Source organism: Streptomyces shenzhenensis (genome assembly GCF_021462265.1).
In the GTDB taxonomy this organism is placed as follows: Bacteria; Actinomycetota; Actinomycetes; order Streptomycetales; family Streptomycetaceae; genus Streptomyces; species Streptomyces shenzhenensis.
Genome location: NZ_JAJONF010000044.1, coordinates 1 through 12766 on the forward strand (window position 1 = coordinate 1; position 12766 = coordinate 12766).

Below are 12766 nucleotides of genomic sequence, written 5' to 3' on the forward strand. Positions count from 1 at the left end.
AACTTCCACGCTGGGCCTGCCGTTCTCAAGAGGGCTGGAGGATCGGGAAAGTCTACGTGGTTTAGACCAATCTGACGGGATCAATCTAACAGAACCGACCCCTGTTCCCGCAGGTCGGGCGCAGCGAAAGGGGGCAGGCGCGAGGTTACGTGAATGCATCAGATGGGGTGAATTGCGGAAAACTGCCCCGCCCCTCGCGGCACCCTCGCCGCGTCGCGGAAAATTGCCCAGGACATCCGGCCCCACGGCCGCCCCCGGCGGGCTACTCTGCGATCGGATCAACTGTGAACAGTCTCCAACGCATAGACACACACCGTGGTCTAGTCCAGAATTGCGTGCGAGTGCTGAATGAGTACGACACCCGTCGTACCGCACAGTCACACTCTTCCGCCTTCCCCGCACAGGAAGGCGGACCGAGGAACCGGAGCTCTCTGCCCTGACTGCCCCGGCTCCTCACCTTCGGCCGACCGGGACCGCACACCCCACGGCCGTTGCTGCTCCGGGCTGCGGTGCCGGGAGGGTTGAGGGTCCCTCTCAGGCGCCGCGGCCCGCGGGTGTTTCCGGGCCCGGCGTTCTTCCCCGGACCGCTTCCCGGCCCGCTGTTTTTCGGCCATCCACATACCGCCAGGTACGCTCACAGATGTGCCCTCCATGAACGAACTGGTCCGCCAGCACACCGCCCTCGACGACTCCGACCTGGAGTGGCTCCATCTGCTGGTCTCGGAGTGGCAGCTGCTCTCCGACCTCTCCTTCGCCGACCTGGTCCTGTGGGTCCCCACCCGGGACGGCACCCGGTACGTCTCGGTGGCGCAGATGCGCCCCAACACCGGCCCCACCTCCTACCAGGACGACATGGTCGGCCACCTGGTGCCGCGCGGCCGCCGGCCCATGCTGGACATCGCCCTGGACGAGGGCCGCATCGTCCGCGAGGGCGACCCGGAGTGGCGCGAAGAGGTCCCCGTACGGGTCGAGTCCATCCCGGTGCGGCGCGAGGGCCGGGTCCTCGGAGTCATCGCCCGCAACACCAACCTGCTGACCGTGCGCACTCCGAGTCGCCTTGAGCTCACCTACCTGCAGAGCGCCTCCGACCTCGCGCAGATGATCGCTGCCGGATCGTTTCCCTTCCCGAACCAGCAGGTCGACATGGACGCCTCGCCGCGGGTCGGCGACGGCCTGATCCGGGTGGACGGCGACGGCATCGTCCAGTACGCCTCCCCGAACGCCCTCTCCGCCTACCACCGCCTCGGCCTCGCCACCGACCTCCTCGGCCACCACCTCGGCCAGACCACCGCCGAACTCGCCCCGACAATGGGGCCGGTGGACGAGGCGCTCGCCAAACTCGCCAGCGGCTGGGCGCCGCGCGAGTTCGAGATCGAGTCGGAGGACGGCGTCATCCAGTTCCGGGCCATCCCGCTCAAGCCCAAGGGGACCCGCATCGGTTCCCTGGTGCTGCTCCGGGACGTCACCGAACTGCGACGCCGCGAGCGTGAGTTGATCACCAAGGACGCGACCATCCGGGAGATCCACCACCGGGTGAAGAACAATCTCCAGACGGTCGCAGCGCTGCTGCGGCTGCAGGCCCGGCGCATCGAGTCCGAGCGCGGCCGGGAGGCCCTGGAGGAGGCGGTACGGCGGGTCGGCTCCATCGCCATCGTGCATGAGACGCTCTCCCAGAACCTGGACGAGCGCGTGGAGTTCGACGAGATCGCGGACCGGGTGCTCGCCATGGTCGCCGAGATCTCGCCCGGCAAGGTCACCGGCCGGCGCACCGGCCGCTTCGGAATACTGGACGCCGAGGTCGCCACCCCGCTGTCCATGGTTCTCACCGAGATCCTGCAGAACGCCCTCGAACACGGCTTCCGCGAGGGCGACACCGGCACCGTCGAGGTCACGGCGGTCCGCGGCGGCACCACCAAGGAGGCCCGGCTGCTCGTCACCGTCCAGGACGACGGCGTCGGCCTGCCCGAGGGCTTCGATCCGCAGCGCTCCGGAAACCTCGGCCTGCAGATCGTACGGACCCTGGTGGAGGGCGAGTTGGGCGGCACGTTCGACATGGTGCCGGCACCGGAGCGGGGGACCCGGGTGATCCTCGACGTGCCGGTGCGGCCGCAGAAGTGACACGCGTCGGGGCGCTGGAGACAGCAAAGAGCCCCGGACCTGGTGGGTCCGGGGCTGCTCGCTCGTTGCTGCTGTTTCTAAGCGCATCGGGGGTACTGCGCGCTGCGGCTCGGGGGCGGGAGATGCGTACTCGCTGTACGCGCCGCCAAGCTCAGGCTGTCACAGGGGTGGGACTGTCAGGCGGTGGCCTGACGGGCCCGGTTGCGGGCGGCACGGCGCTTCATCGCGCGACGCTCGTCCTCGCTGAGACCACCCCAGACGCCGGAGTCCTGACCGGACTCAAGCGCCCACTGCAGACACTGATCCATAACGGGGCAGCGACGGCAGACGGCCTTGGCTTCCTCGATCTGCAGCAGCGCAGGACCGGTGTTGCCGATGGGGAAGAAGAGCTCGGGGTCTTCCTCGCGGCAAACGGCGTTGTGACGCCAGTCCATGGCTGCTACCTCTCCTTGGTATTACATGCACGTTGCTTGTGAATGTGAACGCTTTCACGAATCCCTCAACAAGTGAAGGGCCGACCGCCAGGTTCCCTGGCAGGGGTCCTGTGAGTTGAAGGGGGATTCCGGTGATCAGTGGAGGCCGGTCTTGCGGGCCGTCCCGATCGCCACGTAGAGCCTCGCAAACCTCAGCGGCGGATACAACCCCTTCCGGAAAGTTTTTTTTGATTCCTCGGTGTCGACTGGGTCACAGCCGTACTTCCATGGGGTGGATCCTGGCCTAAACGTTCGAGTGAAAGGACTTTAGGCCCTTCCACTCACACAATCACACGCAGTGCACTGCGTACGCCTGTGAACGTCACGCTCGTTCGCAGTCCCAGGTGGTCGCCGTCCATCTGAAGGGGGAGGGGGACCTTCGAATGCAAGGTGAACTGGTCCAGGTCGTGCAGCGACACCGCGTGCCTGCCGTGGGGTCCGCGCTCGGGGGACGAAGTGAGCAACTGCGTGCCATACCGGGCAACCGCGGCGGTCGACAGGCGGCTGAGACCGAGCACATCGATGCCTTTATCGAACGAGGCCTTAGGTGACGTGTACATCGGGCGATTGCCGAGATACGTCCAGGGCGAGGTGTTCGAGACTATCGCCACGACGAGATCGTCGATCGGGTCGGCACCGGGCCGCTCAAGCGTGATAGGGCCGTGCCGGCGGTGCTGTTCGCCGAGGAACTGCCGGACCACCTGGCGAACGTACAGCGCGTGTGTGGATTTCTTACCGCGCTCGCGCTGCTGCTCGACCCGGCCCACCACGCCGGCGTCGAAGCCGAGCCCCGCGTTGAAGGTGAACCAGCGGGCCGGGACCGCTTCGTCCTCGGTGCCGGGCGTGCCGGCGGTCAGACCGAGGCCGACGAGGCGCTCGCGCTGCTCGCGCAGTGCGTCCAGCAGTTCGCCGGTGGCCTCGACCGGGTCGTTGGGCAGGCCGAGGGCGCGGGCGAAGACGTTGGTGGAGCCGCCGGGGACCACGGCGAGACCGGGCAGCCGGTCCGGGTCGGGACCGTTGTGGAGGAGGCCGTTGACGACCTCGTTGACCGTGCCGTCGCCGCCGAGCGCCACGACGAGGTCGATGTCGTCGCTCTCCGCCGCGAGCCGCGCCAGGTCGCGGGCGTGGCCGCGGTACTCGGTGGTGACCGCCTCCAGTTTCACTTCGCTCGCGAGCGCGTGGATGAGGACGTCGCGCCTACGTGCGCTTGTGGTGGTTGCCGCCGGATTGACCACGAGAAGTGCACGCATGGATTGCAGCGTACCTACTGGAAAGTACCGGGCCCAGACCGAGTTAGGGATCCGGTAAGAGACAGGGGCGTGAGCCTGAACACTTACGGCTGCCGGCCGAGGGCTACCCTGCTGGGGTGAGCGATGCGTCTACGGCTGTGAAGGCCGACGGAACCGAAGGCCCCCGTCCGCGGCGGCTGACGTACGCCGCTGCGCTGGCCGGGCTGGAAGGGCTCGCGCTGGTGGCCGGCGGGGTGTGGATGCTGGTGCTCGGGCTGACCGGGGATCCGGACGACCGGGGGCAGGCGGTCACGGGGGGTGTCACCGTGATCGTGCTGGCGCTGCTGCCGCTGCTGGCCGCGCGGGGGCTGCTGCTGCGGAGGAGCTGGAGCCGGGGACCGGCGGTGATCACGCAGATCATGGCGTTGCCGGTGGCGTACAACCTGCTGCAGGCCGACAGCATGGCGATTCCGGTGGGGATCGTGCTGGCCGTGGTCGCCGTGGCTTCGCTGGTGCTGCTGGTGAACTCCGCTACCACCCAGGCCCTTGGGATCAAGGGGCCCGGGCGTAGTAGCTGATCTGCGGGTGGGCCGCCCGCCTACTCCTCCACCAGCAGCTTCTCGCGCAGCTGGGCCAGGGTCCTCGCCAGCAGCCGGGAGACGTGCATCTGGCTGATGCCGACCTCCTGGGCGATCTGGGACTGCGTCATGTTGCCGAAGAAGCGCAGGAGAAGGATCCGCTTCTCCCGGGGCGGGAGGTCTTCGAGGAGGGGCTTGAGGGACTCGCGGTATTCCACGCCCTCCAGGGCCTCGTCCTCCGCGCCGAGGGTGTCGGCGACCGCCGGGGACTCGTCGTCGGTGTCGGGGACGTCCAGGGACAGCGTGGAGTACGCGTTGGCCGACTCCAGGCCCTCCAGGACCTCCTCCTCCGAGATGGCGAGCTTCTCGGCCAGCTCGTGGACCGTGGGGGAGCGGCCGTGCTGCTGGGAGAGCTCCGCGGTGGCGGTGGTGAGTGCGAGGCGCAGCTCCTGGAGGCGGCGCGGGACGCGGACCGCCCAGCCCTTGTCGCGGAAGTGCCGCTTGATCTCACCGACCACGGTCGGGGTGGCGTACGTGGAGAACTCCACGCCCCGGTCGGGGTCGAACCGGTCGACCGACTTGATCAGGCCGATGGTGGCGACCTGGGTGAGGTCGTCCAGCGGCTCGCCGCGGTTGCGGAACCGGCGGGCGAGGTGCTCCACGAGCGGCAGATGCATCCGGACCAGCCGGTTGCGCAGCTCCGCGTACTCGGCGCTGCCCTCCTTCAGCCCGCGCAGCTCGATGAACAGGGCGCGTGCGCCGCTGCGGTCCTGAGGTGCGTGCCGGGTCGCCTGCACTACCTCCGCGGCCAGCGCCTCGTCCTCGGCGTATCGCTCGTGCTCGCTCATCGTCCCGCCCGTCGCCCTTCCGCGAGCCTGCGCCCCGGCTCGGTGCGGGGCCGTGACCCCGTTCCGCCCTTCCGGGGGCGCGCTCTGCGCGGCACCCTCCAGACCGGCCGGCGCGGAGGGGTCCTCCGGGTGCGGCCTGGCCTGTTCCGGGATGCCGTCGATGCCGTCAGCCATGCGGCAGGGGCCGGCCCCGGGGCCTTCGCCCCCGGCCGGCAGCTCCCGTGTGCCGCGCTCTTCGTCCCGCACCGGCCCGTCCCCGTTCCTCACGCCGGCCCGGGTCCCGCGCCGCGCTGTTTGTAGAGGCTGATCGACACGGTCTTGTCCTCGTCGACGGCCGACGAGACCTTGCCGGCCAGGGCCGACAGCACGGTCCAGGCGAAAGTGTCGCGCGACGGGGCGTGCCCGTCCGTGGTCGGGGCGGAGACCGTGACCTCCAGCGAGTCGTCGACGAGGCGGAAGACACAGCTGAGCACCGAGCCGGGAACGGCCTGCTGGAGCAGGATCGCGCAGGCCTCGTCGACCGCGATGCGCAGATCCTCGATCTCGTCCAGGGTGAAGTCCAAGCGGGCGGCGAGACCGGCCGTGGCCGTGCGCAGCACCGACAGGTAGGCACCCGCAGCCGGCAGCCGGACTTCCACGAAGTCCTGGGTCGCGGGCTCGCCTGCGATCTGGGACACCCTCACCTCCATGGTGGTACAAGCTTTTCGGGGCCGAGGGTCGCCCCCCGGGGGTAACGCACTACGTGGTTCAGCGGTGACGCTACCGCGCTCCGAACTTTTCTGTCCCCGGGACCCCAACCCCCTGGCGTCACTCACAGTAAACCTGTGAATACGCTCCGTGTCTAGAGGTCTGCCTTGCCCAATTGGGAAGAGCGCGCGCCGGATTGACGTACCCCGGCGTCGAACCGTCGAACCGTCGGTGCCGTCGTCTTCGGCATCCGTAGTGCAGTGTCACACGAGGACGTGGTCGACGAAGCACCAGCGCCAGTCCTCGCCGGGTTCGAACGTCCGCATCACCGGGTGACCCGACGTCTCGTGGTGGCCTGTCGCGTGTCTTCCCGGCGACGAATCGCAGCAGGCCACGTGGCCACAGGTCAGACAGAGCCGCAGCTGTACCGGGTGCCAGCCCTTGGCGAGACATTCCGGGCAGGTCTCGTTCAACGGCTCGGGTTCCGGGAGCGGCAGCGCGTCGCGGTGCGTGCACTGTTTCATGATTGCCAGATTACGTCGGGTGTGCGGGTGGCCGCGCGAAAAATGAGGGCGGGCGAGGACGATGGACGTGATGCCACTGCTGTTGCTGGTGGCGGGGAGTGCCGCGATCGCCGGCGCGGCCCGGCGTACTCCGGTGCCGGCGCCCCTGCTGCTGGTAGCGGTCGGGCTGGTGGTGTCGTACGTGCCCGGCATCCCCGACTACACCCTCGACCCCGAGGTGGTCCTGCCGCTGCTGCTGCCCCCGCTCCTCTACACCTCGGCGTCCGACAGCTCCTACCTGGACCTGCGGGCCCAGCTGCGGCCGGTCGCGCTGCTCTCGGTCGGCTACGTGCTCTTCGCGACCTTCGTGGTCGGCTGGGCGGTCTACCTGCTGGTCCCGGGCATGCCGCTGACGTCCGCCGTCGTGCTGGGCGCGGTGGTGGCCCCGCCGGACGCGGTGGCGGCGACGGCGGTCGCGCGCCGGGTCGGGCTGCCGTCCCGGATCACGACGATCCTGCAGGGCGAGTCGCTGCTGAACGACGCCACCGCGATCACCGCCTACAAGGTCGCCCTCGCGGCGGCCGTCGGCGCGGGCGCCACCTGGGCCGGCGGCGTCGAGGAGTTCCTGCTCGCGGCGGTCGGCGGGGTGGGCGTCGGCCTGATCCTGATGGCGCCCCTGCACGGGCTGCGCACCCATCTGAAGGAACCGCTGCTCCAGAACACCCTGTCCCTGCTGATCCCCTTCGTCGCCTACGGCGTCGCCGAGCAGTTCCACGCCTCCGGCGTCCTCGCCGTCGTGGTCGTCGCCCTCTACCTCGGCCACCGTGCGTGGGAGGTCGACTTCGCCACCCGGCTCCAGGAGGAAGCGGTGTGGAAGATGGTCGCCTTCATCCTGGAGTCGGCGGTCTTCGCCCTGATCGGCCTGCAGCTGCCGATCGTCCTCAGGGGGCTCGGCCAGTACGAGGGCGTGGCGGCCGCCTGGTACGCCGTCGCCCTCTTCCTGGTGGTCGTCGCGGCCCGTTTCGCCTGGGTCTACCCGGCGGCCTTCCTGCCCCGGATACTCTCCGCGCGGATCCGCGGACGGGAGGCGAACCCGACCTGGAGAGGCGCGATGGTGACCTCCTGGGCCGGGATGCGCGGGGTGGTCTCCCTGGCCATCGCCTTCTCGATCCCGGTCACCGTGCACGGCGCCCCCTTCCCGCACCGCAACCTGGTCCTGTTCCTGACCTTCACCACCGTCATCGGCACGCTGGTCGTGCAGGGCCTGACCCTGCCCCCGCTGATCCGCCGGCTGAGATTCCCCGGCCGCGACCCGCAGGCGGAGACCCTGGCCGAGGCGAACGCCCAGGCCCAGGCCTCGCGCGCGGCCGAGGCCCGCCTCGACGAACTCCTCTCGGACGACCGCAACGAACTGCCGCCCCCGCTCGCCGACCGCCTGCGCATGGTCCTGGAGCGCCGCCGCAACGCCGTCTGGGAACGCCTCGGCCAGACCAACCCGATCACCGGCGAGTCCGTCGACGACACCTACCGCCGCCTCTCCCGCGAGATGATCAGCGCCGAACGCGCGGTCTTCGTCCGGCTCCGCGACCACCGCTACATCGACGACGAGATGCTGCGGACCCTGCTGCGCCGGCTGGACCTGGAGGAGGCGGCCGCGTACCGGGAGGCCGGGTGAGCCGGCGCACGGCCGGTGCGGCTGTCCCGCGGTGCCGCGCCTGCCCGCGGCCGTCCCGGCACCCCTGGTGCGTCGGCCGCGCCGCGGGGCCGGCCGGCCCGAGATCCGGCCCTGACCGCGCGGGGCTCCCGCACGCCGGTCAGGCCGTCAGCACCGCCGCCACGGTCACGTCCCGGCCCAGACCGCCCTCCCGCGCCAGCTCGACGAGTCCGTACAGCAACTTGGCGACATACAGCCGCTCCACCCGCACCCCGTGCCGCTCCCCGAAGTCCTCGGCGAAGGCGTCGAGTTCCGGTGTCGTACGCCCGTACCCGCCGAAATGGAACCGCTCGTCGAGCGACCACCGCCCGCGCCGTCCCCCGAACGCCTCCTCCTGCAGCCGCAGGATCTCCCCCGCCAGGAACCCGCCCCTCAGCACCGGCACCCCCAACGCCCGCTGCTCCGCGCCCAGTCCGGCCGCCAGGCCGGCCAGTGTGCCTCCGGTCCCGCAGGCGGTCGCCACCACGTCGGCCCGCCCGCGCAGCTCCGCACCGAGGGCCCGGCAGCCGCGCACCGCGGCCGCGTTGGTGCCGCCCTCCGGCACCACGTACGCGCCCTCGGCCCCCGCCGCCCGCAGCAGGCCGGCCAGCACCTCGGGCTCGGCCTTGCGCCGATATGTCGACCTGTCGATGAAGTGCAGCCGCATCCCGTCGGCCGCGCACCGCGTGAGCGAGGGATTCGGCGGCCGGCCGCCCAGCTCCTCGCCCCGCACCACCCCGATCGTCGGGAAGCCGAGGAGACGGCCCGCGGCGGCCGTCGCGCGCAGGTGGTTGGAGTACGCGCCGCCGAAGGTGAGGACCGGCCGGCCGGCCGCCGCCTCGATGTTCGGGACCAGCTTGCGCCACTTGTTGCCGATCAGCTCCGGGTGGATCAGGTCGTCCCGCTTGAGGAGGAGACGGACGCCGTGGCGGGCGAAACGGTCGTCGGACACCTCCTGGAGCGGCGAGGGGAGCCGGGGGGTGAGTATGTCGGCGCTGGTCACGTCGTCATTGTCGCCCGGGGCGGCCGCGCGGGCTCACTTCAGCCGGTCCCTGACGCGCTCGCGCAGCCAGGCCATCGAGAAGCCGCGCGGGTCCGCCTTTCCCGGCTGCCATTCCAGGTGCCCGATCACCGACCGCTCCGACCAGCCGTGCTGCCGGCACACCGCCGCGGCCACCTTCTCGATCGCCTCCAGCTGGGCGTCGGGCCACGGGTCCTGGCCGTCGCCCAGGTTCTCGCACTCGAAGCCGTAGAAGTGCCGGTTGCCGTCGGTGTTCGCCTCGTTGTCCGGGGGCAGGGCCTTCTCGGCGGTCACCGCGCGCAGCACGTCGTCGTCGCCCGGGCCCGCGTGGTTGGCGCGGCCGTGGCCGACGAGGTGCACCGTGCCGTCCTTGGTGACGACGCCGTGGCACAGCGGGCCGGGGAGGTCCCGATGGCCGTCGCGGCAGATCCGGACCGTGGCTTCGGCGCCGTTGGTCACCGTGTGGTGGATCATCACGCCGTGGACGGGCCCCCAGGGGCCCTTGTGGTTCCGGTTGTGCTCCCGCCAGTCGCCGACCTCGACGACTCTGACGCCCTCGGCCCGCAACGCGTCGAGGAAAGCACCCGCGGACATGGGTGGGGCCATGGCCGCCTCCTTCGCATCCCAACTGCCTGAACTGTCTCGGTACCTGGATCTTCCAGATCGTCTGGACGTTCTACAGAAGCCGCGCTTATCCGGCCATACCGGTTCGAACTAGTTCGGATCCTGTGCGAGTCGATCCGGACAGACCGGCATGCCGCGGGGTGGTGGATGAGGTGATGTGCCGGCATGCCCAGCGGTGCGATGATCTATTCCCGCTCTTTCGGGTAATGGTCTGGACACTCTCCGTGATGACAAGGTGGTCCGCGAGACCGATGCGCGGGCAGTTCGGCGTCCGCGCAGGTATGGGAGGGCGTTTCCTTATGTCGGTAGGCGAAGAGGTCCGCACGGATCAGGGCAAGCCGCAGCAGTCTCTGGACACGGCGGCAGCGCGGAACCTGGCCACCACCACCAAGTCCGCGCCGCAGATGCAGGAGATCAGCTCCCGCTGGCTGCTGCGGACACTGCCCTGGGTCGACGTCCAGGGCGGCACGTACCGGGTGAACCGGCGGCTCACCTACACGGTCGGCGACGGCCGTATCACCTTCCTGAAGACCGGCGGCCGCGTCGAGGTCATCCCCGCGGAGCTGGGCGAGCTGCCCGTCCTGCGTTCCTACGAGGACGAGGAGGTGCTGGCCGAGCTGGCCCAGCGCTGCCGGCAGCGCGACTTCGCCCCGGGCGACGTCATCGCCTCGTTCGGCAACGGCGCGGACGAGGTCCACCTGCTGGCCCACGGCCGCGTCGAGAAGGTCGGCACCGGCCCCTACGGCGACGACGCGGTGCTCGGCGTCCTCGCCGACGGCGCCTACTTCGGCGAGCAGGGCCTGATCGACCCCGACGCCATCTGGGAGTACACCGCCCGCGCCGACACGGCCTGCACCGTGCTGACCCTGTCCCGGCAGGACTTCGAGCAGGTCGCCGAGCGCGCCGACTCACTGCGCGAGCACCTTCGGCACCTGCGCGCGATCCCCGAGCAGCGCACCAACAAGTACGGCGAGAAGGAGGTCGCCCTCGCGGCCGGCCACAGCGGCGAGCCGGACATCCCGCACACCTTCGTCGACTACGAGGCCCGCCCGCGTGAGTACGAGCTGAGCATCGCCCAGACCGTGCTGCGCGTCCACACCCGTGTGGCCGACCTCTACAACCAGCCGATGAACCAGACCGAGCACCAGTTGCGGCTCACCGTCGAGGCGTTGAAGGAGCGCCAGGAGCACGAGCTCATCAACAACCGGGAGTTCGGCCTGCTCAGCAACTGCCAGTACGACCAGCGGCTGCAGCCGCACGACGGCGTGCCCGGCCCGGACGACATGGACGAGCTGCTCAGCCGTCGGCGCGGGACCAGGCTCTTCCTCGCCCACCCGCGCGCCATCGCCGCCTTCGGGCGTGAGCTCAACAAGCGCGGACTGGTCCCGGAGACCGTCGAGATCGGCGGCAACCGCATCCCGACCTGGCGCGGGGTCCCGATCTACCCCTGCAACAAGATCCCGGTCACCGAGGCCCGGACCACCTCGATCATCGCCATGCGTACCGGCGAGGACGACCAGGGCGTCATCGGACTGCGGCAGTCCGGAATCCCTGACGAGATCGAGCCGAGCCTCTCGGTCCGCTTCATGGGCATCAACGAACAGGCGATCATCAGTTACCTGGTCACGGCCTACTACTCGGCCGCCGTTCTGGTCCCGGACGCCCTCGGAGTGCTGGAGAACGTCGAGATCGGCCGGTGGAGGTGACGTTTCCGCACCTGGTCGCCGTGTCCCCGCCCTCCGCGGCGGGTACACCCTCGGGGTACGTGCCGAGCCGTGGCGGAGACGCCACCGTACGCGCACTCCGCGAGAGGGAGGCCATGGCTGAGTTCGTGACGGAGCGGGAGCAGCGCGCCACGCAGCTGCCGCCGGGGAGGTCGGAGCCGCTCGACGGGTCCGAGGCGGCGGTGATACTGGAACGGGTCCGGGCGTCCGTCGACCCCGAACTGCGCACCGCGGTGGCGTCGTTGCCCGGATCGATGCGGCGGATAGCGCGCTACCACTTCGGCTGGGAACACGCGGACGGCACTCCGGCGGACGGCGACGCGGGCAAGGCCATCAGACCGGCGCTGGTCCTCGCCGCCGCCGACGCGCTCGGCGGTCCGGCTGCTCGCACGGCCGCCGTACGGGCCGCGGCCGCCGTGGAACTGGTGCACAACTTCACACTGCTGCACGACGACGTCATGGACCGGGACACCTCCCGCAGGCACCGGCCCACCGCATGGACCGTGTTCGGCGACGCCGACGCGATCCTCGCCGGGGACGCCCTCCAGGCGCTGGCCCTCCGGCTGCTCGCCGAGGACCCGCACCCGGCCTCCGCGGCGGCCGCCGCCCGGCTCGCGGACTGCGTCCTCGAACTGTGCGCGGGACAACACGCGGACACGGCCCTGGAGGGCCGGGCGCCCGACGAGGTCGCCCTCGACGAGGTGCTCGCCATGGCCGAGGCCAAGACCGGGGCCCTGCTGGGCTGTGCCTGCGCCCTGGGCGCGCTGTACGCGGGGGCGGGAGCGGCGGAGGTGGCGGCGCTCGACGGCTTCGGCCGCCAGGCCGGGCTGGCCTTCCAGCTGATCGACGACGTCATCGGGATATGGGGTGACCCCCGGCGCACCGGCAAGCCGGCCGGCGCGGACCTGGCGGCCCGCAAGAAGTCGCTGCCGGTCGTCGCGGCCCTCACCTCCGGTACCCCGGCCGCCGCCGACCTCGCCGAGCTGTACGCCAAGCCGCATGTGCGGGCCGACGCGGACGAGATCGCGCGGACCGCGCTGGCCGTGGAGCGGGCGGGCGGCCGGGACTGGGCGCAGGCCGAGGCGGCCGACCGGATGGCACGGGCGATGCAGGAGCTCGCCCGCGCCGTGCCCGACCCGGAGGCGGCCGCCGGCCTCCTCGCGCTCGCCGAGTTCGTGACCCGGCGCAGCAGGTGAAGACCCCGGAGCCCCCGGGACCGTGCGGCTCCTGACCCCGCACGGTGCACCGGGGGCTCCGGTCCGACGGGT

Annotated in this window: 12 protein-coding genes; 5 read left to right on the forward strand and 7 right to left on the reverse strand. The window is 70.8% G+C overall.

Annotated elements, in window-relative coordinates; genetic code table 11:
* Nucleotides 1–651: 651 nt before the first annotated feature.
* On the forward strand, nt 652–2118 hold the full coding sequence (locus tag LQ326_RS37140) for a sensor histidine kinase (protein ID WP_234543546.1): 1467 nt from the start codon (nt 652–654) through the stop codon (nt 2116–2118).
* A gap of 176 nt (nt 2119–2294) precedes the next feature.
* On the opposite strand, the gene LQ326_RS37145 is transcribed toward LQ326_RS37140, so the two are convergent.
* On the reverse strand, nt 2295–2552 hold the full coding sequence (locus LQ326_RS37145; RefSeq protein ID WP_010353616.1) for a WhiB family transcriptional regulator: 258 nt from the start codon (nt 2550–2552) through the stop codon (nt 2295–2297).
* A gap of 320 nt (nt 2553–2872) precedes the next feature.
* Nucleotides 2873–3841, reverse strand: coding sequence for a diacylglycerol/lipid kinase family protein (locus LQ326_RS37150; RefSeq protein WP_234543485.1), 969 nt, complete (start codon nt 3839–3841; stop codon nt 2873–2875).
* Nucleotides 3842–3957: 116 nt separating this feature from the next.
* Here LQ326_RS37150 and LQ326_RS37155 point away from each other — a divergent pair, with 116 nt between their 5' ends.
* Entirely contained in the window at nt 3958–4398 is a 441-nt protein-coding gene (locus LQ326_RS37155; RefSeq protein ID WP_234543486.1) for a hypothetical protein, read from the forward strand.
* A gap of 20 nt (nt 4399–4418) precedes the next feature.
* On the opposite strand, the gene LQ326_RS37160 is transcribed toward LQ326_RS37155, so the two are convergent.
* The 3 genes from LQ326_RS37160 to LQ326_RS37170 form a co-directional block, all read right to left on the reverse strand.
* A complete protein-coding gene (locus tag LQ326_RS37160; RefSeq protein ID WP_234543487.1) occupies nt 4419–5513 on the reverse strand; it encodes an RNA polymerase sigma factor SigF in 1095 nt (364 codons plus the stop codon).
* On the reverse strand, nt 5510–5923 hold the full coding sequence (locus LQ326_RS37165; RefSeq protein ID WP_004925829.1) for an ATP-binding protein: 414 nt from the start codon (nt 5921–5923) through the stop codon (nt 5510–5512). Before LQ326_RS37165 ends, LQ326_RS37160 begins: the two co-directional genes overlap by 4 nt.
* A 273-nt stretch (nt 5924–6196) precedes the next feature.
* Complete coding sequence (locus LQ326_RS37170) at nt 6197–6457, reverse strand: UBP-type zinc finger domain-containing protein (RefSeq protein WP_181805639.1); 261 nt, start codon at nt 6455–6457, stop codon at nt 6197–6199.
* A gap of 61 nt (nt 6458–6518) precedes the next feature.
* On the opposite strand from LQ326_RS37170, the gene LQ326_RS37175 reads away from it, so the two are divergent.
* Nucleotides 6519–8111 carry a Na+/H+ antiporter gene (locus tag LQ326_RS37175; RefSeq protein WP_234543488.1) on the forward strand — a complete coding sequence of 531 codons (1593 nt, stop codon included), beginning with the start codon at nt 6519–6521 and terminating at the stop codon, nt 8109–8111.
* Between the two features lie 139 nt (nt 8112–8250).
* Here the strand turns inward: LQ326_RS37175 and LQ326_RS37180 are convergent, their stop codons facing one another.
* Together LQ326_RS37180 and LQ326_RS37185 are read right to left on the reverse strand one after the other, a co-directional pair.
* Complete coding sequence (locus LQ326_RS37180; protein ID WP_234543489.1) at nt 8251–9132, reverse strand: 1-aminocyclopropane-1-carboxylate deaminase/D-cysteine desulfhydrase; 882 nt, start codon at nt 9130–9132, stop codon at nt 8251–8253.
* A 33-nt stretch (nt 9133–9165) separates the two neighbouring features.
* Nucleotides 9166–9756, reverse strand: a complete 591-nt coding sequence (locus LQ326_RS37185) for an N-acetylmuramoyl-L-alanine amidase (protein ID WP_234543490.1) — start codon at nt 9754–9756, stop codon at nt 9166–9168.
* Between the two features lie 317 nt (nt 9757–10073).
* Between LQ326_RS37185 and LQ326_RS37190 the strand changes: the two genes are divergently transcribed.
* Together LQ326_RS37190 and LQ326_RS37195 are read left to right on the forward strand one after the other, a co-directional pair.
* Nucleotides 10074–11480 (forward strand): family 2B encapsulin nanocompartment shell protein, encoded by a 1407-nt coding sequence (locus tag LQ326_RS37190; protein WP_234543491.1) that lies wholly within the window; start codon nt 10074–10076, stop codon nt 11478–11480.
* 113 nt (nt 11481–11593) lie between these two features.
* Nucleotides 11594–12694 (forward strand): family 2 encapsulin nanocompartment cargo protein polyprenyl transferase, encoded by a 1101-nt coding sequence (locus tag LQ326_RS37195; RefSeq protein ID WP_234543492.1) that lies wholly within the window; start codon nt 11594–11596, stop codon nt 12692–12694.
* Nucleotides 12695–12766 lie beyond the last annotated feature (72 nt).

Coding starts and splice junctions, on each gene's coding strand:
- LQ326_RS37140 (WP_234543546.1), top strand. CDS start 652: ATGAACGAACTGGTCCGCCAGCACACCGCCCTCGACGACTCCGACCTG.
- LQ326_RS37170 (WP_181805639.1), bottom strand. CDS start 6,457: ATGAAACAGTGCACGCACCGCGACGCGCTGCCGCTCCCGGAACCCGAG.
- LQ326_RS37150 (WP_234543485.1), bottom strand. CDS start 3,841: ATGCGTGCACTTCTCGTGGTCAATCCGGCGGCAACCACCACAAGCGCA.
- LQ326_RS37195 (WP_234543492.1), top strand. CDS start 11,594: ATGGCTGAGTTCGTGACGGAGCGGGAGCAGCGCGCCACGCAGCTGCCG.
- LQ326_RS37190 (WP_234543491.1), top strand. CDS start 10,074: ATGTCGGTAGGCGAAGAGGTCCGCACGGATCAGGGCAAGCCGCAGCAG.
- LQ326_RS37185 (WP_234543490.1), bottom strand. CDS start 9,756: ATGGCCCCACCCATGTCCGCGGGTGCTTTCCTCGACGCGTTGCGGGCC.
- LQ326_RS37145 (WP_010353616.1), bottom strand. CDS start 2,552: ATGGACTGGCGTCACAACGCCGTTTGCCGCGAGGAAGACCCCGAGCTC.
- LQ326_RS37175 (WP_234543488.1), top strand. CDS start 6,519: ATGGACGTGATGCCACTGCTGTTGCTGGTGGCGGGGAGTGCCGCGATC.